The sequence below is a fragment of the Aggregatibacter sp. HK296 genome, assembly GCF_980469475.1.
In genome coordinates this window covers 1,415,565-1,440,482 of record NZ_OZ413142.1, presented here as the reverse complement: position 1 = coordinate 1,440,482, position 24,918 = coordinate 1,415,565, and the positions used below count along the sequence as shown (strand labels likewise).

Genomic DNA, 24,918 nt, shown 5'->3' with positions numbered 1-24,918 from the left:
AGAAAAGCACAATGTAGTGATTTTTGTTTAAAACGCAAGAAATTTATACAGCACTTTTTAGTTCAATTTAAAAACGTGACTGATATCACATTTTGCAAAGATATTCTGAATCGATAGATTGTCGTTTATTTACTTCATTGTAGCAGAAGCCTAAAATAGCGCGGCTTTACTCATATAGGAGTAATAGTTAAATATTAACCCGAACACGTTATGTGTTCTTTCCATAGGATTTTCATATGTTGTGGTTCTTCTTCTGTGTTCTGGTGTTGATTTTAGGTTATGCAGTTTATGGCAAAATTATTGAAAAAATCTTTGTCATTAACCCTAAACGTCAAACACCTGCCTACCAAGTCAATGACGGTGTGGACTACATGCCGATGTCTAAAACCAAAATTTGGTTAATTCAATTATTAAACATTGCCGGTACCGGTCCGATTTTTGGTCCGATTCTTGGTGCCTTATACGGACCTGTGGCGATGTTGTGGATTGTTATCGGATGTATTTTTGCCGGTGCGGTACATGACTATTTCTGCGGTATGTTAAGTATTCGTCATGGTGGTGCAACCATGCCTTACTTAGCCGGTAAATTCTTAGGTCGTCCAGTAAAAGTCTTTATCAACGTTTTAGCGCTTGTTCTTCTTTTATTAGTTGGCGTTGTTTTCGTTGCAAGCCCGGCTCAATTAATGGGTACGATCACTATGGACGTCATGGGTGCATCTCAAGGCGCATTGCAATTAGGTGATGCCGAAGCGGTTCATAAAGCTGTTGAAGCCGGTGGTTTAACCGTATGGGGAATGGATAAAGCAACAGTGGTTTCCGTATGGACTGCGATTATTTTTGCTTACTATATTCTTGCAACCTTGTTACCAATTGACAAAATTATCGGCCGTATTTACCCACTCTTTGGTGCGTTATTACTCTTTATGTCTGTAGGTATGGTGTACGGTTTAGTATCCGCGCATTTCAGTGCGGTAGATCCTATCGAATTCTTCCGTACGGTTGATGCAGACGGTCAAGGTTTAACATTAGAGAAATTCACTCAAAACTTCCAAGTGAAAGGTGATGTGCCAATTTGGCCATTATTGTTCTTAACCATTTCTTGTGGTGCATTATCCGGTTTCCACGCAACACAAACCCCATTAATGGCGCGTTGTGCTGAAAATGAAAAAGAAGGTCGTTTCATTTTCTACGGAGCGATGATTACTGAAGGTATTATTGCATTAATATGGTGTATGGTAGGTCTTGCATTCTATGAGAACCCGCAAGCGTTACAAGATGCGATCGCCGCAGGTTCACCATCTAAAGTAGTATATGACAGCTCATTACACTTCTTAGGTTTCATTGGTGGTATCTTTGCGGTATTAGGTGTTGTTGTACTTCCAATTACTTCTGGGGATACGGCATTCCGTGCAGCACGTTTACAATTAGCGGAAATTTTCAAAATTGATCAACGTTCACTTCCTAAACGTTTATTAATTGCAGTGCCATTGTTCGTATTAGGTTATTTTGTTTCAACCATCGACTTCAGCGTATTATGGCGTTACTTCACTTGGGCAAACCAAATGACTGCAATGGTAATGTTATGGACAGCGGCAGCTTATTTATACCGCTATCATAAATTCCACTGGGTGGCATCTATCCCTGCATGGTTTATTACTACTGTCTGTGCAACCTATTTGTATTACAACAAAATCGGTTTCGGTTTAGACTATCAATTGTCAGTTTACCTAGGCTTTGCGACAACAATTGTTTGTGTCGCGTTGTTCTTCGCTTTAGTTAAACGTTCTAATGAAGCTGACCCGGAATCTTTAGTAGATAGCCTTGCGAAATAGCAAAAATATTGACCGCACTTTTAGCGGTAAAGACTAAAAATAAAATACCCTGTTGATGAAGATTAACAGGGTATTTTTTATCTGATGATTCCTTCATATCTAAATGTATATTCAACTTAAAAATAGATAAAACTTTCCTGATACATCTCATTAAATTGCTTGCAACTTATACACACAAATAATAAAATTAATCAAAAGTGGTAAAAAGTGTTTTTTTGTGGAAAATTTTGGGGTTGAACTCCCAAATTGAAATAAACAGAACAACTAAGGTGAGAAAAAATGTTTCGTGGTGCGGCAACGATTAATTTGGATGTGAAGGGAAGAATTTCTATTCCTACCCGTTATCGTGCCGAGCTTTTGGAACAGAACCAGGGACAAATGGTTTGTACCGTAGATATTCGTCAACCTTGCTTATTGCTTTATCCGTTAAAAGAATGGGAAACTATTGAGCAAAAATTGCTCGGGCTTTCTAATTTTGATCCATTACAACGTACCTTACAACGAGTGATGCTGGGTTATGCCACTGAGTGTGAATTGGACAGTGCTGGACGAATTTTAATTAGTAGTCCTTTACGCCAGCACGCTAAATTAGAAAAATCCATCATGCTTGTTGGACAATTAAATAAATTTGAAATTTGGAGCGAGGCCGAGTGGCAGGCTCAAATTGAAAAAGACATGGCATTAGGTGCAACAGATAGCTTTGCACTGTCAGAAGAATTAAAAACGCTGTCATTATAAGAGTAAAACTCACCGAACAGCGGCACTAGCAAAAGATAAGCGGCAATTATGCCGCTCTATCTTATCTTTAAATTATATTTTTATTTTTAAATATCACCGGTAATAATTTATGAGTCATTTAAATGCATTTTCATCAGTTGAACATGCGACGGTTTTGTTACATGAAACCGTTGATGGCTTGGCTTTAAAAGAAAACGGCATTTATATTGACGGTACGTTTGGTCGCGGGGGGCATTCCCGATTAATCCTTTCTAAGTTATCGGCTAACGGTAGATTAATTGCCATTGACCGAGACCCTAAAGCTGTGGCTGAAGCCCAAAAAATTCAAGATTCACGATTTCATATCGAACACAGCGCATTTTCAGATATTTTACCTATTTGTGAGAAGTTAAATTTAGTCGGCAAGATTGATGGTATTTTACTTGATCTTGGTGTGTCATCTCCGCAATTGGATGATGCTGAGCGCGGTTTTAGTTTTATGAAAGACGGCCCGTTGGATATGCGAATGGATGATAGTAAAGGCATGTCCGCAGCGGAATGGTTACAATATGTTTCTGAACAAGATTTGGCGTGGGTTTTAAAAACGTTTGGTGAAGAGCGTTTTGCAAAGAAAATTGCCTCGGCCATCGTGAATTATAATAAAAGTGCGGTGCAAAATGGCGGCGAATGTTTAACACGTACGTTACAACTCGCTGAATTAATTGCACAGACTGTGCCATTTAAAGATAAACATAAACATCCTGCTACACGAAGCTTTCAGGCCATTCGTATTTTTATTAATTCAGAGTTAGATGAGCTGGAAAAAGTCTTGCAGTCCGCATTAACTGTGTTAGCCCCGGGCGGGCGTTTATCAATTATCAGTTTCCATTCATTGGAAGATCGCATGGTGAAGCATTTTATGCGTAAGCAAAGCCAAGGCGAAGATATTCCTAAAGGTTTGCCACTGCGCGAAGACCAAATTCAACGTAATCAAACCTTAAAAGTGATTGGCAAAGCGATTATGCCAAGTGATGAGGAAATTGCCCAAAACCCAAGAGCACGTAGTGCCGTCTTAAGAATTGCGGAGAGATTAAGCTAATGTTAGAAAATAACGATAGATTCCCTTTGCGAAACATTATTCTCGAAGATTTATTTACATCAAACAAATTGGTGTTGATTTTATTACTGGCGATTACGCTAAGTGCATTAGGAACGGTTTGGCTTACTCATCAAACGCGTGGATTAGTGGCAGAGAAAGGTGATTTGGTTTTACAACATCAAGCGCTTGAAAATGAATATCTTAATTTAAGATTAGAAGAAGCAACCCTCAGCGATAATACACGCATAGAAGCTATTGCCAAGCAATTCGGCATGCAACGAGCAACCCCAGAACAAGAAGTTGTTATTCTTGAATAAACGCGGAAATCACAAATATGGTTAAATTTAATAAATCAATTAAGCCGATACAAGCGAAAAAGAATAACCCTAAACCGTCGGCACAAAATACTTCTTCGGTAAAACCGAATAAGCCTAAAATGGTTTATGAAAGAAGTTTCTTAAAAGGGCGTTATTTGTGGGCGTTAACCAGTGTTTTCTTGGGCTTGATGGCATTGGTTGCTCAAGCGGCTTATATGCAAATTATCAATGCTGACTCTTTGATGGGGGAGGCGGATAAACGTTCTTTACGCACACAAGAAATTCAATTTGTTCGCGGTTCTATTTTAGATCGTAATGGCCAACTGTTATCGGTGAGTGTGCCGATGTATTCTGTGGTAGCGGATCCAAAATTTATTTTTGATGAAAATTCGTTAAAAGACAAAGAACGTTGGCAAAAATTGGCGGAAGCGTTAGGGATTTCTTATAGCAATTTGGTTAAGCGCGTTGAAAAAGATCCGAAATCCCGTTTTGTCTATTTATCTCGTCAAATTTCACCAACGCTTGCACAGTATGTTAAAGAATTAAAAATTACCGGCATTATCCTAAAAATGGAAGCGCGCCGCTTTTATCCTCGCGTGGAAGAAACAGCCCATTTGATTGGTTATACCAATATTGATGGCGCAGGTATTGAAGGCATTGAAAAAAGCTTTGATTCCATGTTAGTGGGTAAATCCGGTTCCATGACATATCGTAAAGACCGATTCGGTAACATTGTTGAAAATATTTCTGATGTGAAGAAATATGATGCACAAGACGTGACATTGAGCATTGATGAAAAATTACAATCCATGGTTTACCGTGAAATTAAGAAAGCGGTTGCCGAGAATAAAGCGGAATCCGGCACGGCCGTATTAGTGGATGTGCGTACCGGTGAAGTATTAGCAATGGCCAATGCTCCTTCTTATAACCCAAATAATCGAGTGGGAGTAAAATCCGAGTTAATGCGTAACCGCGCGATTACCGATACCTTTGAGCCGGGTTCTACTGTAAAACCGTTCGTGGTTTTGACCGCACTTCAACGTGGGGCAGTACGTCGTGATGAAATTATTAATACTGGCCCGCTCATCTTGAACGGCCATGAAGTAAAAGACGTCGCACCACGTGATCAGTTAAGTTTAGATGGCATTTTAGAAAACTCCAGTAACCGCGGTGTGAGCCGTTTAGCGTTACGTATGCCGCCGAGTGCTTTAATGGAAACCTATCAAAATGCCGGTTTAGGCAAACCGACAGATTTAGGTTTGATTGGGGAGCAATCCGGTTTGTTGAATGCTAACCGTGCTCGTTGGTCTGATATTGAGCGTGCTAACGTCGCTTATGGTTACGGTTTGAATGCAACGCCATTACAAATTGCTCGTGCTTATGTCACTTTAGGCAGCTTTGGTATTTATCGCCCGCTTTCTATTACTAAAGTGGATCCACCGGTCGTGGGACAACGTGTGTTCTCTGAAAAAATCACGCGTGAAGTCGTCAACATGATGGAAAAAGTTGCGATTAAAAATGGCCGTGCGATGGTCGAAGGCTATCGTGTAGGCATCAAAACCGGTACAGCGAAGAAATTGGAAAATGGTCGCTATGTAGATAAATATGTGGCTTATACCGCAGGTATCGCACCCATTACCGACCCACGTTATGCTTTGGTGGTGCTGATTAATGATCCGAAAGCAGGGCAGTACTATGGTGGTGCAATTTCCGCACCGGTATTTTCCAGCATCATGAGCTATGCGTTGCGTAGCAATAATGTACCGCCGGATGGCGTTGAAACGGATAAAACAACAAAACGCACTGTTCGTTTGAGTAGCAAAAAATCAAGTGAAGTCAACTAAATTAGACATAAAGTGCGGTGCGTAAATAAAGCGTTTTTCACTCATTCATTGAGAAAACATTATGTATCGATTAACTCATCTTCTCGGGATTCACATGCCAGAAAATGTGAATCTCACCGAAATGACATTAGACAGTCGAACTGCAAAGGCCGGCTGTCTTTTTGTTGCAATTAAAGGGCATCAAACCGACGGTCGTCAATATATTCCGCAAGCGTTGCAAAATGGCGTAAGTGCGGTCATTTTTGAGGCTGATTCTGAGGCGCAACATCTTCAGGTGCGCTACGAACAACAGGTTCCGCTGATTGCTTTTTACCGCTTAAGCGAACATCTATCACATCTTGCCGATGTGTTTTATGGGCAACCTTCCAAGCGTTTAACCTTGGTTGGGGTTACCGGTACGAATGGCAAAACAACAACCGCGCAATTATTGGCACAGTGGACACAGATTTTAGGACATACCAGTGCTGTGATGGGCACCATCGGTAATGGATTATTCGGCCGAGTCAAAGAAGCAACGAATACCACAGGTTCTGCGGTGGAAATCCAAGCATCACTGGCGGCGTTTGTCGCACAAGGCGCAGATTTTGCGGCGATTGAAGTGTCATCTCACGGTTTGGTACAACATCGCGTAGAGTCTGTGCATTTCAGTGCCGCGGTGTTCACTAATTTAAGTCGTGATCACCTTGATTACCATCACACGATGGAAAATTATGCCGCAGCAAAAAAACGTTTATTCAGCGAATTGGATAGCTGTCATCAGATTATTGATGCGGATGACCCTATTGGGGCAGCATGGTTAAGTGAGATGCAGGAGGCGGTTGCGGTCAGTAGCAAGGCAGATTTTGTTCCCCAACAAGCTAAATGGTTGAAAGCGGTGAATGTCTCCTTTAATCACAAAGGCGCCACTATTCAATTTGAATCCTCTTGGGGAAACGGTGAATTACAAAGCGCGCTTATCGGTGCATTCAATGTCAGTAATTTATTGTTGGTCATGGCAACGTTGTTGGCGCTTGGCTATGACTTAGCCGAACTTGTTTGTAGTGCACATAAATTAACCGGCGTATGCGGTCGGATGGAAATGCTGCATGCTCCGCATAAACCGACCGTTATCGTCGATTACGCTCATACACCGGACGCGTTGGAAAAGGCGTTACAGGCAGCACGGTTACATTGCCATGGTAAGCTTTGGTGTATTTTCGGCTGCGGTGGTGATCGCGATAGTGGTAAACGTCCACTTATGGCGAAAATTGCCGAACAGTTGGCGGATAAGGTCATTGCTACGGATGATAATCCCCGTACAGAAGATCATACGCAAATTATGGCGGATATTTTAAAAGGGTTTATTCATCCGCAAGCCGTGCAAGTGATACACCAACGTGAAGAGGCCATTGCCACTGCGATTCAAAGTGCGGTGGAAAATGACGTGATTTTAATTGCCGGCAAAGGGCATGAAGACTATCAAATTATTGGCAAAACGAAGCATCATTTTTCCGATCAGGAAGTTGCCCGTCATTATTTATCTCAGTAACAAAAAATATGATTACATTATCTCTCTCTCAAATCGCCTCCATTTTAGAGGCACAGCTTATCGGTGATGGCAACTTGACTGTTGAAAACGTGAGTACGGACAGCCGTAAAGTCGTCAACAATGGGTTGTTTTTTGCGTTGAAAGGCGAAAATTTTGATGCGCATGACTACGTTATGAAAGCGGCTGAACAAGGTTGTGTTGCCGCTGTCGTTGAACATCCGACAGAGGGCAATATTGCGCAACTAATTGTGAAAGATAGCCGTCTTGCCTTAGGGCAGCTTGTCAAATGGTTGCGTGAAAAAATCAATCCGAAAGTAGTGGCGATGACCGGTTCTTCTGGTAAAACCACGGTAAAAGAAATGACGGCCTCTATCTTGCAACAAAGTGCGGTGGATTTTGACGACGTTTTATTTACCCAAGGCAATTTTAATAACGACATCGGTGTTCCGCTGACGTTATTACGTTTAACCGAAAAACATAAATTTGCAGTGATTGAACTTGGTGCCAATCATATTGGTGAAATTGCCTATACCACGGCCTTGGCGCAGCCTGATGTGGCGTTAGTCAACAATGTCATGGCGGCACATTTGGAAGGTTTTGGTTCTCTTGACGGCGTTGCAACAGCGAAAGGCGAAATTTTCCGCGGATTAACTCATCATGGCGTTGCCATCATCAACCAATCGTATAATTATCAACAAAAATGGCAAAAAGAGATTGGGCAACATGCCGTTCAATATTTTGCCTATGACAATCCACAAGCTGATTTTTATGCAGAACATATTCAGTTCTCCGAAGAGGGGGCGTCTTTTGTATTGCACACGCCACAAGGCAATGTGCAGATTGATTCACCGTATTTAGGCGAACATAACGTATCTAATGCCTTAGCCGCGACTGCGCTGGCAATGAATGTGGGCGCAACGTTAGCGCAGGTAAAAAAAGGATTGGAAACGCCATCCTTGGTAAAAGGGCGTTTATTCCCAATTCATCCTTGCGACAATCTTTTATTATTAGACGACACCTATAATGCCAATGTAGGCTCCATGAAATCCGCGATTTCCGTATTGCAAAAATATCCGGCTTTTCGCGTCTTTGTTGTTGGTGATATGGGCGAATTAGGCGATAATACACCGCTTTGTCATCAAGAAGTGGGCGAGTTTGCTCAGGCAGCCAAATTGGATTTGGTGATTTCTTTTGGACGTTCCAGCTCAGTTATAAGTGCGGTCAATTTTGGACGCCATTTTACTGATAAAACAGAACTTGTCGCTTATTTAACGCCAATTATTAAACAACAATTAACACAACAAAAAGTTGTTGTTTTGGTGAAGGGGTCACGCAGTATGAAAATGGAAGACGTGATCGATTTATTAAAGGGTAATTTTTTATGTTAGTTTGGATTGCTGAGTTTCTCACCAAATACAATTCTGATTTCCATGTGATTTCCTATATTACCGTGCGTGCTATTTTAGCGTTGCTCACGGCACTTTTATTGTCCTTATGGATTGGACCGAAAGTCATTCGTCGTTTACAACTATTGAAGTTTGGCCAAGTCGTACGCAATGACGGTCCTGAAAGTCACTTCTCCAAAAAAGGTACGCCGACGATGGGCGGTGTCATGATTCTTTTCGCCATCGGTGTAAGCACATTATTATGGGCGGATTTAACCAATCCGTATGTTTGGTTTAGCTTGTTCGTTTTATTCGGCTACGGCGCTGTCGGCTTCGTGGACGATTACCGCAAAATTACCCGTAAAAGTACAGACGGTTTAATTGCCCGCTGGAAATATTTTTGGCTTTCCGTTATTGCCTTAGTGGCGATTTTCGGCATGTATGCGATCGGTAAAGACACCGATGCAACCCGCTTGGTTGTGCCATTCTTTAAGGAATTTATGCCGCAACTGGGCATTTTTTATATTGTATTGGCTTACTTTGTTATTGTCGGTTCCAGTAATGCCGTGAACTTAACAGACGGATTAGATGGTCTAGCGATTGTGCCGACCGTGATGGTGGCAGGCGCATTTGCATTGGTGGCGTGGGCGACAGGTAACATCAATTTTGCAGAATACTTGCACATTCCATACCTAAAATTCAGCGCGGAACTGACCGTGTTCTGTACTGCGATTGTCGGCGCAGGTCTTGGTTTCTTGTGGTTTAACACTTACCCTGCGCAAGTGTTTATGGGCGATGTCGGCTCATTAGCGTTGGGCGGCGCGTTAGGTGTGATTGCCGTATTGGTGCGCCAAGAATTTTTATTACTGATCATGGGCGGCGTGTTCGTCATGGAAACCCTGTCCGTGATTTTACAAGTAGGTTCCTACAAATTGCGTAACAAACAACGCATTTTCCTGATGGCTCCGATTCATCACCATTTCGAGAAAAAAGGCTGGCCGGAGCCTCGTGTTATTGTGCGTTTCTGGATCATTTCCTTAATGCTGGTATTAATTGGTTTAGTGACCTTAAAACTACGTTAGTCCCCCTAAAGAGCGGTCATTTTTGAGAGAGAATTTCATGCAATATCAAGATAAAAAAGTCACTGTTATCGGACTTGGTAAAACAGGGTTGTCCTGTGTTGATTTTCTGCGCGCTAAACATGCTGATGTTCGTGTCATTGATACGCGCAATGCACCGGCAGGAGCAGAACAACTTGATAAAGCCATTCCTCTGCATACCGGCGGTTTAAACCAGCAATGGCTCTTAGAAAGCGATTTGATCGTGATTAGCCCGGGGCTTGCGGTAAAAACGCCAGAAATTCAGACCGCACTTCAAGCCGGTGTTGAAGTCGTCGGCGATATTGAGCTGTTCTGTCGAGAAGCGGATAAACCGATTGTGGCAATTACCGGTTCGAATGGGAAAAGTACTGTAACCACATTGGTCGCAGAAATGGCAAAAGCTGCCGGTTTGAGCGTTGGCATGGGCGGAAATATTGGCATTCCTGCGCTTTCTCTATTAAATCAATCACATGACATTTACGTTTTGGAGCTTTCCAGCTTCCAGTTAGAAACCACCTATTCATTAAAAACCGTGGCAGCAACGGTGTTGAATGTGACCGAAGATCACATGAATCGTTATGTAGATTTACAGGATTATCGCCATGCGAAATTAAAAATCTACGACAATTGCCAAACGGCCGTGGTTAACGGAGAAGACCCGCTCACCCTTCCAACCACTCAACACCCGGAAAAACAAGTGAGTTTTGCGGAACATCATGCGGATTATTGGCTGAAAAATGAAAATCGGAAAACCTATTTAATGGCGCGTGATGAGGTGATTTTAGCTTGTGATGAAATGAAATTAACCGGTCGTCATAATTACATGAATGCGTTGGCAGCGATTGCATTGGCGCAAGCTGCAGGCATTAATTTGTTGGGAATTCAGACCGTACTTCGCGAGTTCGGTGGCTTGGAACACCGTTTCCAGGTGGCGCATATGGCCGACGGCGTGCGTTGGATCAATGATTCAAAAGCAACCAATGTCGGTAGTACGGTTGCTGCATTAACCGGTTTACAGGTTGCCGGGAAACTCTATTTATTACTCGGTGGTGATGGTAAAGGCGCAGATTTTTCTGAATTGGCGACATTAATTAATCAACCGCATATTTTTTGTTATTGCTTTGGGCAGGATGGTAAACAGTTAGCTGCACTTTCGTCACAAAGTCAATTATTCGACACCATGGAACAGGCCATTGCAGCAATTCGTCCGCAGTTACAAGCGGGAGATATGGTTTTGTTATCCCCGGCCTGTGCAAGCTTGGACCAATTCCCTTGTTTTGAAGCACGTGGCGATGAGTTCACACGTTTGGCTCGTTTAAGTTAAAGACGGATTTTATTCATGGAATTTTGGGCTAAACTGAAAACAACTTGGCAACAAACGACGACGATTACGCCGGCGAGTTTGTTATATGATCGCGCGTTATTGTGGTTGTATCTCGTGCTACTGCTTATTGGCTTGCTGGCGGTGTCTTCCGCTTCTATTCCGGTAGGAACACGCTTATATGGCGATCCGTTTTATTTTGCCAAGCGGGATATGATTTATATTTTTCTTTCGTGCCTAACCTGTTATTTCACTTTGCAAATTTCTATGGATAAATGGGAAAAATGGCATGTTAGATTGTTTGGCATCGCGTTGGTTTTGCTTTTCCTTGTGATGATTCCAGGAATTGGGCGAGAGGTGAATGGTGCTCGTCGTTGGATCCCAATGGTTTTATTCAATTTTCAACCGGCAGAATTTGCTAAGTTAGCCTTAACTTGTTTCCTCGCCAGTTATTTTACCCGTCGTTATGATGAGGTGCGTAGTCGCAAGTTAAGTGCGGTTAAGCCATTTTTGGTCATGGGATTGTTAGGTTGTTTCTTATTGATGCAGCCAGACTTAGGTAGCACCGTCGTTTTATTTGTCATTACCTTCGGTTTGCTATTTATTATCGGTGCAAAATTTGGACAATTCCTTCTTCTATTTGGTTTTGCTGCATTGATGTTCGTGTGGCTGGTACTTTCTTCTGCTTATCGTCTTAAACGTATCACCGGCTTTATGGACCCCTTCAAAGACCCTTACGGCACCGGTTTCCAATTATCCAACTCTTTAATGGCATTCGGTCGAGGCGGATTTTTCGGCGAAGGGTTAGGCAATTCCGTACTGAAACTAGAATATTTACCGGAAGCGCATACTGACTTTGTTATGGCGATTGTGGGTGAAGAATTTGGCTTTTTCGGCATTTTAGTAATTATTATTTTGCTTGGTTTATTGGTTTTCCGCGCCATGAAAATTGGACGAGAATCCCTAATATTAGAGCAACGTTTTAAAGGCTTTTTGGCTTTCGGTATTAGCTTTTGGATTTTCTTCCAAGGTTTTGTAAACCTTGGTATGGCTCTCGGCATGTTGCCAACGAAAGGCTTAACCTTCCCACTGATCAGTTATGGTGGCTCCAGTATTATCATTATGTCGGTCACTGTCGGCATATTATTGCGCATTGATCATGAAAATCGTTTAATGCGTGGTGGCCAAGCGAGATTGCGAGACGATTAAAGCCTAAAGTGCGGTCGGTTTTTTGAGTATTTTTAGAGAAAAGATATGGGTAAAAAATTATTAGTGATGGCAGGTGGAACAGGCGGACATGTTTTTCCTGCCATTGCCGTTGCACAAGAATTACAACAGCAAGGTTGGGAAATTCGCTGGCTGGGCACCAAAGATCGTATGGAAGCCCAACTCGTACCAAAACATGGCATTCCCATTGAATTTATCCAAATTTCAGGTTTACGCGGCAAGGGCATCAAGAGTTTATTATTGGCGCCTTTTGCTATTTTGCGCGCGGTGTGTCAGGCGCGTAAAATTATTCAACAATACCAACCCAATGCGGTATTAGGCATGGGAGGCTATGTTTCGGGCCCGGGCGGTATTGCGGCAAAACTTTGCGGTGTGCCGGTAGTATTGCATGAACAAAATGCTATAGCAGGATTAACTAACAATTGGTTATCGAAAATTGCTGCTCGAGTGTTGCAAGCGTTCCCAAATGCCTTTCCTCATGCCGAAGTGGTGGGAAATCCGGTACGTCGTGATTTATTCCAAACAGAAGCCCCGGAAACACGTTTTGCCACGCGTGATAAAATCTTGCGTATTTTAGTGGTCGGTGGTAGCCAAGGGGCGCGAGTGTTAAATCAAACTGTGCCAAAAGTCGCAGAGAAACTCAGTGCCCAAGGTTTGGAGATTTATGTGCGTCACCAAGTAGGCAAGGGCAATCTTGCGGGTATCGAGGAAATCTATCAGGCAAATCAAAATGGCGTGGCGACTGAATTTATCGATGATATGGCAGAAGCTTATGCTTGGGCGGATATTGTGATTTGTCGCTCGGGCGCATTGACGGTGTGCGAATTGGCGGCAGTAGGTGTACCGGCTATTTTCGTGCCTTTCCAACATAAAGACCGTCAGCAATTTTTGAATGCTAAATATTTAGCGGATGCGGGGGCTGCGCTGATCATTGAGCAACCGGAATTTACCGAAGAGCGTCTCTTGAATGCGTTAACTCCGCTGTTGGCAGATCGTGAAACATTATTAGCCATGGCGTTAAAGGCAAAAAGTAAGGCAACACCGTTAGCGGCTAAGCGGGTCGCTGATGTGATTGAAGACGTGGCAAATTAAATTATAAGTGCGGTCGTTTTTTCAACTGTTTTGAACGACTGAGTAAAAAGGACATATTCATGGATAACTATCATCAACAGATTAGAGACATCATTCCGGAAATGCGCCGAGTGAAGCAAATTCATTTTATCGGTATCGGTGGCGCGGGGATGTGTGGTATTGCCGAAATTTTATTGAATGAGGGATATCATATTTCCGGTTCTGATATTGCGGAAAGTGCGGTGACTCAGCGTTTAGCTTGTGCCGGCGCCAAAGTGTTTATTGGGCACAAAGCAGAAAATATTATCGGTGCCAGTGTGGTGGTGATTTCTTCTGCGATTCGTGATGATAACCCTGAAGTGGTGGCGGCAAAAGAAGCGCGCATTCCGGTGATTCAACGTGCGCAAATGTTGGCGGAATTAATGCGTTTTCGTCATGGCATTGCGGTTGCCGGTACGCACGGTAAAACGACGACCACCGCGATGGTTTCTATGATTTATGCGGAAGCAGGTTTGGATCCGACTTTTGTGAATGGCGGTTTGGTGAAATCGGCCGGGACGAATGCGCATTTAGGGCGTAGCCGTTATTTGATTGCCGAGGCCGATGAAAGTGATGCCTCTTTCTTGCATTTGCAACCGATGATTTCTATCGTGACGAATATTGAGCCGGATCATATGGATACCTATCACGGTGATTTTGATGAAATGAAGCAAACCTATGTGAATTTCTTACATAATTTGCCGTTTTATGGCCTAGCTGTGTTATGTGCTGATGATGCCGATTTAATGAGCTTGGTGTCACAAGTTGGGCGTCAGGTGATTACTTACGGTTTCAGCGAGAATGCCGATTATCGCATCGAAGATTATCAACAAACCGGTTTCCAAGGACATTACACCGTGATTTGTCCGAGTGGTGAACGGATTGATGTCTTGCTGAATGTGCCGGGGCGGCATAATGCCTTAAATGCAACGGCTGCATTGGCTGTAGCGAAAGAAGAAGGTATTAAAAACGAAGCGATTTTAGCTGCGTTAGCCGACTTCCAAGGTGCGGGGCGTCGTTTCGATCAGTTGGGCCAATTTATTCGCCCGAACGGTAAAGTGATGTTGGTGGACGATTATGGACACCATCCGACGGAAGTGGGCGTTACCATTCAAGCGGCGCGTCAAGGTTGGGAGAATAAGCGGATTGTGATGATTTTCCAACCGCACCGTTATTCCCGTACCCGCGATTTATTTGATGACTTTGTGCAAGTCTTATCTCAGGTCGATGCCTTGATTATGTTGGATGTGTATCCCGCCGGCGAGGCACCGATTGTGGGCGCTGATAGTAAAGCATTATGTCGTTCTATTCGCAATCTTGGCAAAGTGGACCCGGTTTTGGTGTCTGATACAGCACAATTAGGTGAGGTGCTTGATCATCTCATTCAAGATGGTGATTTAATTTTGGCGCAAGGCGCCGGCAGCGTGAGTAAGCTTTCACGCCAGTTAGTCGAACGTTGGACAAAAGAATAAGTGGATAGCAAGATGAGTAAAACATTAAAACAAGAAAAAATCGCCGTATTATTGGGCGGAACTTCAGCCGAACGTGAGGTGTCTTTAAATTCAGGAACTGCAGTATTAAACGCGTTGCGTAAACAAGGGTATGATGCTCACCCAATTGATCCGAAAGAATTTCCGGTGGCGACATTAAAAGAGCAAGGGTTTGATCGTGTCTTTAATATTTTGCATGGCCGCGGTGGTGAAGACGGCACGATGCAAGGGTTGCTGGAGCAAATCGGCATTCCTTATACCGGCTGTGGCGTGATGACTTCTGCGCTTACCATGGACAAAATGCGTACCAAAATGTTGTGGAAAGCCTTTGGTTTGCCGGTTGCTGAAATGGAAATCGTTACCGTGGAAAATAGAGCAAACTTAACCCCTGAGTCAGTGGTCAAAAAACTCGGCTTACCGTTGATGGTGAAACCCTCTTTAGAAGGGTCTAGTGTGGGGTTAACCAAAGTGAAAGCGATTGAAGAGTTGGAAAGTGCGGTGGATTTTGCACTTAAATTTGATCGCACCGTACTCATTGAAGAATGGCTTGCCGGTGATGAATTCACTGTGCCGGTACTGGATAACGAAGTGTTACCTTCCATTAAAATCGTGCCTGAAGGTGAGTTCTATGATTATGATGCAAAATACATTTCTGATAATACACAGTATTTTTGTCCGGCTGGGTTAAGTGATGAACGTGAGCAGGAGCTTCGCCATTTAGTTAAGCAGGCCTATGATGTAGTGGGGTGCCGTGGTTGGAGTCGTATTGATGTGATTGCGGATGCGGAAGGAAACTTCCGTTTAGTGGAAGTAAACACGAATCCGGGCATGACTAGCCATAGTTTATTCCCAAAATCAGCGGCAACAGTCGGTTACTCTTTTGAGCAGTTGGTTGAGAGAATTTTAGAGTTGAGTGCGGAATGAATTTACTAAAACGCAAAACCACACAAAATATAAGATATGGTGAGCCGAAACCCAAAGTTTTTGTGCAAATTAAATTATTACTTGTGCTATTATGCGTTGGCATATTGTTCTATTCTTATTCAAATTGGCAAAATTTCCTAGAAAAATTAGATAGTAAGCCTATCAGTGCTTTTGCGTTGGTTGGCTCGCCCAATTTCACGACAGATGCTGATGTGCGCGATGCTTTATTAAAAATGGGCGATTTAAAAGGTTTTTTTGGTCAAGATATTGATGCCATTCGTGAACAAATTGAAACAATGCCTTGGGTAAAAGGGGCGGTTGTTCGCAAAATGTGGCCGAACAGATTGAGCATTTGGGTAACGGAATATAAACCGATTGCTATTTGGAATGAAAGTGACTTTTTGTCCGAAGATGGTGCGGTTTTTCAGTTACCAATGAGTAAATTAAAAGAAACTCATTTACCTCGTTTAGCCGGTCCTGATTTCCAAAGTGAAAAAGTGTTGGATGCATGGAATAGAATTTATGCTGATTTAAAACAGAAAGGTTTAACGCTTAAAGCGGTAGCCATTGATGCACGTGGTGCTTGGCAAGTCGTGCTGGATAATGATGTGGTACTGAAGCTAGGACGTGGAGAATGGAAAACAAAACTGGATCGTTTTGTCACAATTTATCCCCAAATTGAAGTGCCTGAAAATAAGAAAATCTCCTATGTCGATTTGCGTTATGCCTCCGGTGCTACAGTGGGTATGGTTGATTTAAATTAATTATTAAGTGTGAAGTTAGAATATGTCTAAAATTGTGGAATCAAAGACCATTGTCGGTTTAGAAGTTGGGACGTCTAAAGTTGTTGCAGTCGTTGGTGAGGTATTGCCTGACGGTGTGGTAAATGTCCTTGGCGTCGGCAGTTGTCCTTCAAAGGGGATTGATAAAGGAAGTATTACCGATTTAAATGCGGTAGTCACCTCTATCCAACGCGCAATTGAAGCGGCGGAGTCAGTCGCTGACTGTCGTATCATGAGTGTGACTTTAGCTATTACAGGGGAGCATATTCAGAGCCTTAATGAAAATGGTTTTGTGCCTATTGCAGAAGGCGAAGTGACGCAAGATGAAATTGATTCTGCTATTCATACGGCAAGTTCGGTAAAAATGCCGGAAGGGTTGTCTTTGCTTCACATAATTCCACAAGAGTTTGCTGTTGATAAACAAATGAATATTAAAAATCCATTGGGGTTACAAGGTGTTCGTTTGAAAGCACAGACTCATTTGATTGCTTGTCATCAGGATTGGTTAAATAATCTAAAAAAAGCAGTAGAACGCTGTAAATTAAAAGTCGATAAAATTGTGTTCTCCGGTTTGGCTTCGAGCTATTCCGTATTAACGGAAGATGAAAAAGATTTAGGGGTTTGTTTAGTCGATTTTGGTGCCGGTACAATGGATATCATGGTGTATATCAATGGTGCTTTGCGCTTTAGTAAGGTGATTCCTTACGCCGGAAATCGTGTTACTGATGACATAGCTTATGCTTGTGCTGCTTCGAGAATGGAAGCGGAAAGCATTAAAGTTAACCACGGTAGTGCATTAATGCCTCCAAAATATCATGCAGATAAGAAAATTGAAGTTTCTGGCATTGGTGGGCGTGGGCCTCGCGTACTAACAAAAGAACAACTATCATTTGTAACATCAGCACGTTACAAAGAATTACTTGGTTTAGTTAAAAACGAATGGTTGCGTTTAAAAGCAGATTTAGAATCCAAAAATATGAAATGTGAGCTTATCGCAGGAGTTGTTATTACTGGTGGTGGTGCTCAAATTGAAGACTTAAAAGAATGTGCCGAAGAGGTTTTTGGTTCTAATCATCAAGTAAGAATAGGTAGTCCGTTAAATATTACCGGTTTGACGGATTATGTAAATAAACCGCAATATTCAACTGTTATTGGTTTGCTTCAGTATGAACATAGCAATGAAGATGATGGACTGATTCATGAGGAAAATTCTGGAAGTAATTTCCTAAATTCCTGCGGTAATGTACTGAAAAAAATCTTTAATAAAGTGCGGTCAGAATTTTGAGAATTTTGATTTTTCATCTACAATATGCAAAATTTGGGCTTTAATTTATGCTGATGGTATGTCGGCATTAACGGAGAATAGATAATTATGTTTGAGCCAGTAGAGTACGATCTTGGTGAAATGAGTGGCGCGCTGATTAAAGTTGTCGGTGTTGGTGGTGGCGGTGGTAATGCTATTAACCACATGGTCGCCAGTGTTTTAGAAAAAGAAGTTGGCGGTACTCTAATTGATGAATCCATCATAAATACGGATGAACATGGCAAGATTGAATTTTATTCAGTAAATACTGATGCTCAAGCTCTTCGTAAAAGCCAAGCCCAGCAAACAGTTCAGATTGGAGCAGAAACGACAAAAGGGCTGGGGGCAGGTGCAAACCCTAATGTTGGACGTAAAGCGGCTGAAGATGACCAAGATGCTATTCGTAAGATGCTAGAGGGTGCCGACATGGTATTTATCGCTGCCGGTATGGGTGGTGGTACAGGTACTGGTGCCGCTCCAATTGTTGCTCAAATTGCAAAAGAATTAGGTATTCTTACTGTTGCAGTCGTAACAAAACCGTTTTCCTTTGAAGGTAAAAAACGAATGATGTTCGCTGAAATGGGAATTAAAGAATTATCAAAACATGTAGACTCCTTGATTATCATTCCGAATGAGCAGTTAGCCAAGGTCATGCCTAAAAATGCAACGCTCATGCAAGCCTTTTCTGCGGCAAATGATGTTCTTCGTAATTCTGTTACCGGTATTTCAGATATGATTACCTCTCCGGGGTTAATTAACGTGGACTTTGCTGACGTGCGCACTGTCATGTCTGAGATGGGGCAAGCCATGATCGGTTTTGGTTCAGCTAAAAGCGCACCGGGGGAAGGTCGTGCAGAGGATGCGGCTAAGATTGCTGTGAAAAGTGATTTATTAGAACGCGTTGACTTGTCCGGGGCAAAAGGTGTGTTAGTCAATATTACTGCCGGAATGGATTTAGGATTATCTGAGTTTTACGCTGTTGGTGATACGGTTAAAGCGTTTGCATCTGAAGAGGCGACGGTTGTTATTGGTACAACGCTCGTACCGGATATGGTCGATGAAATTCGAGTAACTATTGTAGCAACTGGTATTGGTGAGCCTGATGCACCTGAAATTCAAATTTCACCACGACCACAAGTTGTACAAAATTCACAACCAGGACTTCAACCGGTAAATACTTCTTTTGGTGGTTTAGGAACTCGTCCGCAAAGTTATAGTCAAAACTCCCAAGATGAAAATCATCAACAGAATGTTCAAAATCATCGTAGAGATGATTTAGATACCCCAATTACTGAACGCTTGAAAGATACGAATTTATTTAACGTTCAAGGATTTATGCGTAATAACGACAAATAACGACAATTATTTTGTTGTGTAACAATACGTTAAGAGACAGATTATGATTAAGCAAAGAACCTTAAAACAAAGCATAAAAGTAACAGGTGTGGGATTACACAGTGGCAATAAGGTGACATTGATTTTACGCCCTGCAATGCCAAATACTGGTGTTGTTTATTGCCGTACTGATTTGAATCCGCCTGTTACATTCCCTGCGAATGCTAATTCGGTGCGCGATACTATGCTTTGCACTTGCTTAGTGAATGAACAAGGTGTGCGCATTTCAACAGTTGAACACCTAAACGCGGCATTAGCGGGTTTGGGTATTGATAATGTAATTATTGAGGTTGATGCACCTGAAATTCCAATTATGGATGGTAGTGCAAGTCCATTTATTTATTTATTGCTTGATGCCGGCATTGAAGAACAGAATGTACCGAAGAAATTCATTCGTATTAAGCAAAAAGTGCGTGTAGAAGACGGTGATAAATGGGCTGAGTTCTCCCCTTATAACGGTTTCCGTTTAGATTTCACTATTGATTTCAACCATCCGGCAATTAGTAAAAATGTACGTAACTATGTGATGGATTTTTCTGCGCAGGCTTTTGTTCAACAAATTAGTCGCGCTAGAACCTTTGGTTTCATGAAAGATATCGAATATCTTCAATCACAAGGTTTGGCGTTGGGCGGAAGTTTAGATAATGCCATCGTGCTTGATGATTACCGCATTTTGAATGAAGATGGTTTACGTTTTAAAGATGAATTAGTTCGTCACAAAATGTTAGATGCCATCGGCGATTTATATATGTGTGGTTATAACATTATTGGTGATTTCAAAGCCTATAAATCAGGTCATGGTTTGAATAATAAATTATTAAGAGCGGTATTAGATAATCAAGACGCTTGGGAATTTGTCACCTTTGAAGACAAACAACAAGTTCCGGAAGGTTATGTTGCTCCTGCTCAAGTTTTGATTTAAAAAATATTTTCTTAAAAGCTATATTTCAATGAAATGTAGCTTTTTTTTATCCTTTAAAAGGCATTTTATTAGTGTGGCTTATAAAAAGTGCGGTCAGAAATTAAAATGTTTTTATTTGTCTTTTGATTTAATGAATACCAATAATCCATAACCTAACAGAGAAATCCAAATGAAAAAATTCTTCTTTCTATTTCTATTAAGCTTATCCAATGTGACTTTTGCAGCAAGTGATGTGATTGTTGATGCCGTTACTTGCAAGACATTTGAAGGGAAGGATTTAAAACTTATTTTTGCTCCGGAAAGTCAGTTGTTTAGTTTATCTCTTGATAATGCCGTAGTGGTTGAAACAACAATAGATAAGATTTACCTTCAACCCTATGCAACGCAAAGTACAATATATTTTCCTCCTAAGTCCGGTGATAATCGTTGGTTTCTGGTTAGGGAAGATGCTTCGGATAAAACAGGCTATACCAACGTTTCTTTGGATATTCGTCAAGATCAGAGTGGAAAATTGATTAAACGTTATCAATGTAAAAAAGAAACGATTTCTTCCATGTTGATGGAGTTTGCCACAGATGGTAGGGACGTGCCTGAAAATATTGAGAGCTTAATGAATCAATAATGGGTTTAAAGTGCGGTTAAAAATAGCAATGTTTCCTATGCCCATTTCAGAATAAAAAAGTCGTTTATGAATGAATACGGGCTTTATTGACATCACTAAATGTGAATAGAGAAAGATGTCTTAGTATTTAAATAAAGGAAAGCTTATGTCATTGGATTTAAGTGAAATTCGACAACAAATTACCCAAATTGATCGCAGTTTATTAAAGCTCCTTTCTGAGCGTCATCGTTTAGCGTTTGATGTTGTTCGTAGCAAGGAACTTACCCAGAAACCGTTGCGTGATGCAGAGCGTGAGGAGCAATTACTACAAGAGTTGGTGCAATTTGCCGAAAATGAAAATTACCAATTAGAACCGCAATACATCACCTCAATTTTCCAAAAAATTATTGAAGATTCGGTGCTGACGCAACAAGTGTATTTGCAGAAAAAACTGAATGCGCAACGTGAACAGAATATTCATATCGCCTTTTTAGGTAAGCGAGGATCTTATTCTCATTTGGCGGCGCGTAATTATGCTACTCGATATCAAGAAGAATTAGTGGAAATAAGTTGTGCCAGTTTTGATGAGGTTTTTGCTAAAGTACAAAACGCGGAAGCCGATTATGGGGTTCTTCCATTAGAAAATACGACATCCGGTGCCATAAACGAAGTTTATGACCTATTGCAGCACACCGATTTGTTTTTGGTAGGTGAATTGGCTTACCCCATTCAACATTGTGTCTTGGTGAATGGGCAAGATGATTTAAGTAAAATCGATACGTTATACAGTCATCCCCAAGTGATTCAGCAATGCAGCCACTTTATTCACGGCTTAGAACGTGTGCATATTGAATATTGCGAAAGTAGCTCGCACGCCATGCAATTAGTTGCAGGCTTGAATAAACCGAATATTGCCGCTTTGGGCAATGAGGATGGTGGCAAGTTGTATGGTTTGAACGTGCTGAAGCGTAATGTTGCCAATCAGGAAAATAATATTACACGCTTTATTGTCATTGCTAAAAAACCGCACAGTGTTTCACCGCAAATCCATACAAAAACCCTATTGTTAATGAGTACGGGGCAACAGGCGGGCGCTTTGGTCGATGCGTTGTTGGTATTTAAAAAACACCATATTAACATGACAAAGTTGGAGTCACGTCCGATTTATGGCAAGCCTTGGGAGGAGATGTTTTATTTGGAAATTGAAGCCAATATTCATCATCCTGATACGCAATCGGCGTTGGAAGAATTAAAACAATTTAGTCACTATCTCAAAATTCTTGGTTGTTATCCTAGTGAAATCGTGAAGCCAACAACCTTGTCGAAATAAATATCTAAAGAAAGTGCGATGGAAAAACAGATAAATTTTCCACCGCACTTTTCTTCTTTCCTGCTCTTGAAATTTCACCTTCCGCACTTATATCCATAACGTTTTCAATTTATTCAACATAAGTAGGAAGAATATGAGTACAAATCAAGAAACCCGTGGCTTCCAATCAGAAGTCAAACAACTTCTCCAATTAATGATTCATTCTTTATATTCCAATAAAGAAATTTTCTTGCGTGAGCTGATTTCAAATGCCTCCGATGCGGCGGATAAACTGCGTTTCAAAGCCCTGTCTAATCCAGCTTTATATGAAGGTGACGGCGAATTGCGTGTGCGCGTTAGTTTTGATGCGGATAAAGGGACACTCACTATCAGCGATAACGGGATTGGGATGACCCGTGAACAAGTGATCGATCATTTGGGCACAATTGCCAAATCCGGAACAAAAGAATTTTTGACCGCACTTGGGCAAGATCAAGCGAAAGACAGTCAGCTCATCGGTCAATTCGGTGTGGGTTTCTATTCGGCGTTTATCGTTGCCGATAAAGTGACGGTGAAAACCCGTGCGGCAGGCGAGGCAGCGGATAAGGGCGTGCTTTGGGAATCTGCCGGCGAAGGCGAGTATTCCGTAGCGGATATTGAGAAAAAATCCCGTGGCACTGACGTGATTTTACATTTACGTGAGGACGAAAAAGAATTCTTAAACGAATGGCGTTTGCGTGAAATTATCGGTAAATATTCCGATCATATTGGTCTGCCGGTGGAAATGCTTACCAAAGAATATGATGACGAAGGCAAAGAAATCGGTGAAAAATGGGGAAAAATCAATAAATCGGATGCCCTTTGGACACGTTCTAAAAACGACATCTCCGATGAGGAATACAAGGAGTTTTACAAACATTTAAGCCATGATTTTGCGGACCCGTTATTGTGGGCGCACAATAAAGTGGAAGGTAACCAAGAGTACACCAGTTTGCTTTATGTGCCGTCGAAAGCGCCTTGGGATTTATTCAACCGTGAACATAAACACGGCTTGAAACTTTATGTACAACGCGTGTTTATCATGGATGATGCGGAGCAATTCATGCCGAATTATCTGCGTTTCATGCGTGGTTTAATCGACAGCAATGACTTACCGTTAAATGTGTCCCGTGAAATTTTGCAGGACAACAAAACCACGGCGGCGTTACGTAAAGCTTTAACCAAACGTTCGTTGCAAATGTTAGAGAAATTGGCGAAAGAGGATGCTGACAAATATCAGCAGTTCTGGAAAGAATTTGGCTTAGTGCTAAAAGAAGGCCCTGCGGAAGATTTTGGCAATAAAGAAGCCATTGCGAAATTATTGCGTTTTGCCTCTACACATAACGACAGCAGTGAACAAACCGTGTCATTAGAAGACTATGTTGCCCGCATGAAAGAAGGGCAAAAAGCCATTTATTACATTACGGCAGACAGCTATGTGGCGGCAAAAAACAGCCCACACTTGGAATTGTTCAATAAAAAAGGCATTGAAGTCTTATTGCTTTCCGATCGTATTGACGAATGGATGTTAAGCTACTTAACGGAATTTGATGGCAAATCGCTTCAAACTATCACGAAAGCGGATTTGGATTTAGGCGATTTGGCGGATAAAGAAGAAACCGAAGCGCAAAAAGAACAAGATAAAGCCTTTGATAGTTTTATTGAGCGCGTAAAAAACTTGCTGGGCGAACGCGTGAAAGAGGTACGTTTAACTCACCGCTTAACCGACACGCCGGCAGTGGTTTCTACCGGTAATGACCAAATGACCACGCAAATGGCAAAACTTTTTGCTGCGGCAGGTCAACCTGTGCCAGAAGTGAAATACACCTTTGAACTTAACCCGGAACATCACTTGGTGAAAAAAGTGGCTGACACTGCCGATGAAACGGAATTTGCCGATTGGGTGGAATTGTTGCTAGAGCAAGCTATGCTTGCAGAGCGCGGTTCATTAGAAAATCCGGCGGCGTTTATTAAGCGCATCAATAAGTTATTGGGTTAATCTATTTGTGATGGATTAATGTAATGGTTAAAATCCTCAGTCTGAATAAGATTGAGGATTTTTTATTTTTTTTGAGGTGAAAATATGATTACCGTTTACGGCATTAAAAACTGTGACACCGTGAAGAAAGCGTTGAAATGGCTTGCGGATCACAACATCGAACATAAACTCCATGATTATCGGGTGGACGGTTTAGATATCGCTTTTTTACAGCAAGCCGAAGCGCAATTCGGTTGGGAAAACTTGGTCAATAAACGTAGCACGACTTGGCGTAATTTAGATGAAAGCGTGAAAAATTCATTATCAAAAACGACCGCACTTTCTGTGCTTGTCGAGAATCCTACATTGATTAAACGCCCGATTATTTTACAGGACGGCAAAACGTTAATTGGTTTTGATACAAAAGAGTATGAAGCCGAGTTTAAATAATGTGACCTGAAGAAAATCTATTTTTAACCGTTTATAGCTGTTGTAATTATTACTTTGATTGTGGCATTGTCGCTCACTTTTTTGTGGCAGGGATTTGCTTGACCGAAAGTGCGGTTATTTTTGCAGGCGTTTTATCATCTTGCTTTTTGTTACTAATGGGAATAAGGTTTGTTATCGTATTGTTACAGACATCGATTATTGATGTGATAAATGTTTCATGTAGCTTGGTTGTTTGAAATATTTAA

21 protein-coding genes are annotated in these 24,918 nt (G+C 41.8%); all 21 read left to right on the top strand.

Annotation, left to right across the window (positions count from 1 at the left end):
- The first annotated feature begins 236 nt into the window (after positions 1-236).
- Positions 237-1,832, top strand: a complete 1,596-nt coding sequence (locus tag AC30SH_RS06710) for a carbon starvation CstA family protein (RefSeq protein ID WP_212510459.1) — start codon at positions 237-239, stop codon at positions 1,830-1,832.
- A 279-nt stretch (positions 1,833-2,111) separates the two neighbouring features.
- Positions 2,112-2,570: a division/cell wall cluster transcriptional repressor MraZ gene (gene mraZ / locus AC30SH_RS06705; protein ID WP_048750674.1), complete on the top strand. Its 459-nt coding sequence runs from the start codon at positions 2,112-2,114 to the stop codon at positions 2,568-2,570.
- Between the two features lie 109 nt (positions 2,571-2,679).
- Entirely contained in the window at positions 2,680-3,648 is a 969-nt protein-coding gene (gene rsmH / locus AC30SH_RS06700) for a 16S rRNA (cytosine(1402)-N(4))-methyltransferase RsmH (RefSeq protein ID WP_048750675.1), read from the top strand.
- A complete protein-coding gene (ftsL, locus tag AC30SH_RS06695; RefSeq protein ID WP_006717295.1) occupies positions 3,648-3,965 on the top strand; it encodes a cell division protein FtsL in 318 nt (105 codons plus the stop codon). Before rsmH ends, ftsL begins: the two co-directional genes overlap by 1 nt.
- A 17-nt stretch (positions 3,966-3,982) precedes the next feature.
- A complete protein-coding gene (gene ftsI / locus AC30SH_RS06690; protein ID WP_212510460.1) occupies positions 3,983-5,809 on the top strand; it encodes a peptidoglycan glycosyltransferase FtsI in 1,827 nt (608 codons plus the stop codon).
- Positions 5,810-5,870: 61 nt separating this feature from the next.
- Positions 5,871-7,337: a UDP-N-acetylmuramoyl-L-alanyl-D-glutamate--2,6-diaminopimelate ligase gene (murE, locus tag AC30SH_RS06685; RefSeq protein WP_314885537.1), complete on the top strand. Its 1,467-nt coding sequence runs from the start codon at positions 5,871-5,873 to the stop codon at positions 7,335-7,337.
- 8 nt (positions 7,338-7,345) lie between these two features.
- On the top strand, positions 7,346-8,725 hold the full coding sequence (murF, locus tag AC30SH_RS06680; RefSeq protein ID WP_314885535.1) for a UDP-N-acetylmuramoyl-tripeptide--D-alanyl-D-alanine ligase: 1,380 nt from the start codon (positions 7,346-7,348) through the stop codon (positions 8,723-8,725).
- Positions 8,719-9,804, top strand: a complete 1,086-nt coding sequence (gene mraY, locus AC30SH_RS06675) for a phospho-N-acetylmuramoyl-pentapeptide-transferase (RefSeq protein WP_314885533.1) — start codon at positions 8,719-8,721, stop codon at positions 9,802-9,804. Before murF ends, mraY begins: the two co-directional genes overlap by 7 nt.
- Positions 9,805-9,841: 37 nt before the next feature.
- Positions 9,842-11,146, top strand: coding sequence for a UDP-N-acetylmuramoyl-L-alanine--D-glutamate ligase (murD, locus tag AC30SH_RS06670; protein WP_314885531.1), 1,305 nt, complete (start codon positions 9,842-9,844; stop codon positions 11,144-11,146).
- Positions 11,147-11,161: 15 nt separating this feature from the next.
- Complete coding sequence (ftsW, locus tag AC30SH_RS06665; RefSeq protein WP_314885529.1) at positions 11,162-12,352, top strand: putative lipid II flippase FtsW; 1,191 nt, start codon at positions 11,162-11,164, stop codon at positions 12,350-12,352.
- A gap of 45 nt (positions 12,353-12,397) precedes the next feature.
- Positions 12,398-13,462 (top strand): undecaprenyldiphospho-muramoylpentapeptide beta-N-acetylglucosaminyltransferase, encoded by a 1,065-nt coding sequence (gene murG, locus AC30SH_RS06660; RefSeq protein WP_314885527.1) that lies wholly within the window; start codon positions 12,398-12,400, stop codon positions 13,460-13,462.
- 59 nt (positions 13,463-13,521) lie between these two features.
- Positions 13,522-14,952 carry a UDP-N-acetylmuramate--L-alanine ligase gene (murC, locus tag AC30SH_RS06655; protein WP_315027536.1) on the top strand — a complete coding sequence of 477 codons (1,431 nt, stop codon included), beginning with the start codon at positions 13,522-13,524 and terminating at the stop codon, positions 14,950-14,952.
- Positions 14,953-14,964: 12 nt separating this feature from the next.
- Positions 14,965-15,894, top strand: a complete 930-nt coding sequence (locus tag AC30SH_RS06650) for a D-alanine--D-alanine ligase (protein WP_212510466.1) — start codon at positions 14,965-14,967, stop codon at positions 15,892-15,894.
- The gene (locus tag AC30SH_RS06645; protein ID WP_006717319.1) at positions 15,891-16,658 is read left to right on the top strand and encodes a cell division protein FtsQ/DivIB; all 768 of its coding nucleotides are present in this window, start codon (positions 15,891-15,893) and stop codon (positions 16,656-16,658) included. The genes AC30SH_RS06650 and AC30SH_RS06645 overlap by 4 nt, the downstream gene beginning before the upstream one ends.
- 22 nt (positions 16,659-16,680) lie before the next feature.
- A complete protein-coding gene (gene ftsA / locus AC30SH_RS06640) occupies positions 16,681-17,961 on the top strand; it encodes a cell division protein FtsA (protein ID WP_048750686.1) in 1,281 nt (426 codons plus the stop codon).
- A gap of 87 nt (positions 17,962-18,048) precedes the next feature.
- The gene (gene ftsZ / locus AC30SH_RS06635) at positions 18,049-19,335 is read left to right on the top strand and encodes a cell division protein FtsZ (protein WP_109859152.1); all 1,287 of its coding nucleotides are present in this window, start codon (positions 18,049-18,051) and stop codon (positions 19,333-19,335) included.
- A 43-nt stretch (positions 19,336-19,378) separates the two neighbouring features.
- The gene (gene lpxC / locus AC30SH_RS06630; protein ID WP_314885522.1) at positions 19,379-20,296 is read left to right on the top strand and encodes a UDP-3-O-acyl-N-acetylglucosamine deacetylase; all 918 of its coding nucleotides are present in this window, start codon (positions 19,379-19,381) and stop codon (positions 20,294-20,296) included.
- A 169-nt stretch (positions 20,297-20,465) separates the two neighbouring features.
- Positions 20,466-20,918: a hypothetical protein gene (locus AC30SH_RS06625; protein ID WP_109127592.1), complete on the top strand. Its 453-nt coding sequence runs from the start codon at positions 20,466-20,468 to the stop codon at positions 20,916-20,918.
- A 145-nt stretch (positions 20,919-21,063) separates the two neighbouring features.
- Complete coding sequence (locus AC30SH_RS06620; RefSeq protein ID WP_489582285.1) at positions 21,064-22,227, top strand: chorismate mutase; 1,164 nt, start codon at positions 21,064-21,066, stop codon at positions 22,225-22,227.
- 133 nt (positions 22,228-22,360) lie between these two features.
- Positions 22,361-24,244: a molecular chaperone HtpG gene (htpG, locus tag AC30SH_RS06615; RefSeq protein ID WP_489582284.1), complete on the top strand. Its 1,884-nt coding sequence runs from the start codon at positions 22,361-22,363 to the stop codon at positions 24,242-24,244.
- Positions 24,245-24,328: 84 nt separating this feature from the next.
- Entirely contained in the window at positions 24,329-24,673 is a 345-nt protein-coding gene (locus tag AC30SH_RS06610) for an ArsC family reductase (protein WP_489582283.1), read from the top strand.
- Positions 24,674-24,918: the final 245 nt, after the last annotated feature.

What these genes read in the sequence shown, in the direction of transcription:
- AC30SH_RS06710 (WP_212510459.1), top strand. Translation starts at nt 237, where the DNA reads ATGTTGTGGTTCTTCTTCTGTGTTCTGGTGTTGATTTTAGGTTATGCA.
- mraZ (WP_048750674.1), top strand. Translation starts at nt 2,112, where the DNA reads ATGTTTCGTGGTGCGGCAACGATTAATTTGGATGTGAAGGGAAGAATT.
- rsmH (WP_048750675.1), top strand. Translation starts at nt 2,680, where the DNA reads ATGAGTCATTTAAATGCATTTTCATCAGTTGAACATGCGACGGTTTTG.
- ftsL (WP_006717295.1), top strand. Translation starts at nt 3,648, where the DNA reads ATGTTAGAAAATAACGATAGATTCCCTTTGCGAAACATTATTCTCGAA.
- ftsI (WP_212510460.1), top strand. Translation starts at nt 3,983, where the DNA reads ATGGTTAAATTTAATAAATCAATTAAGCCGATACAAGCGAAAAAGAAT.
- murE (WP_314885537.1), top strand. Translation starts at nt 5,871, where the DNA reads ATGTATCGATTAACTCATCTTCTCGGGATTCACATGCCAGAAAATGTG.
- murF (WP_314885535.1), top strand. Translation starts at nt 7,346, where the DNA reads ATGATTACATTATCTCTCTCTCAAATCGCCTCCATTTTAGAGGCACAG.
- mraY (WP_314885533.1), top strand. Translation starts at nt 8,719, where the DNA reads ATGTTAGTTTGGATTGCTGAGTTTCTCACCAAATACAATTCTGATTTC.
- murD (WP_314885531.1), top strand. Translation starts at nt 9,842, where the DNA reads ATGCAATATCAAGATAAAAAAGTCACTGTTATCGGACTTGGTAAAACA.
- ftsW (WP_314885529.1), top strand. Translation starts at nt 11,162, where the DNA reads ATGGAATTTTGGGCTAAACTGAAAACAACTTGGCAACAAACGACGACG.
- murG (WP_314885527.1), top strand. Translation starts at nt 12,398, where the DNA reads ATGGGTAAAAAATTATTAGTGATGGCAGGTGGAACAGGCGGACATGTT.
- murC (WP_315027536.1), top strand. Translation starts at nt 13,522, where the DNA reads ATGGATAACTATCATCAACAGATTAGAGACATCATTCCGGAAATGCGC.
- AC30SH_RS06650 (WP_212510466.1), top strand. Translation starts at nt 14,965, where the DNA reads ATGAGTAAAACATTAAAACAAGAAAAAATCGCCGTATTATTGGGCGGA.
- AC30SH_RS06645 (WP_006717319.1), top strand. Translation starts at nt 15,891, where the DNA reads ATGAATTTACTAAAACGCAAAACCACACAAAATATAAGATATGGTGAG.
- ftsA (WP_048750686.1), top strand. Translation starts at nt 16,681, where the DNA reads ATGTCTAAAATTGTGGAATCAAAGACCATTGTCGGTTTAGAAGTTGGG.
- ftsZ (WP_109859152.1), top strand. Translation starts at nt 18,049, where the DNA reads ATGTTTGAGCCAGTAGAGTACGATCTTGGTGAAATGAGTGGCGCGCTG.
- lpxC (WP_314885522.1), top strand. Translation starts at nt 19,379, where the DNA reads ATGATTAAGCAAAGAACCTTAAAACAAAGCATAAAAGTAACAGGTGTG.
- AC30SH_RS06625 (WP_109127592.1), top strand. Translation starts at nt 20,466, where the DNA reads ATGAAAAAATTCTTCTTTCTATTTCTATTAAGCTTATCCAATGTGACT.
- AC30SH_RS06620 (WP_489582285.1), top strand. Translation starts at nt 21,064, where the DNA reads ATGTCATTGGATTTAAGTGAAATTCGACAACAAATTACCCAAATTGAT.
- htpG (WP_489582284.1), top strand. Translation starts at nt 22,361, where the DNA reads ATGAGTACAAATCAAGAAACCCGTGGCTTCCAATCAGAAGTCAAACAA.
- AC30SH_RS06610 (WP_489582283.1), top strand. Translation starts at nt 24,329, where the DNA reads ATGATTACCGTTTACGGCATTAAAAACTGTGACACCGTGAAGAAAGCG.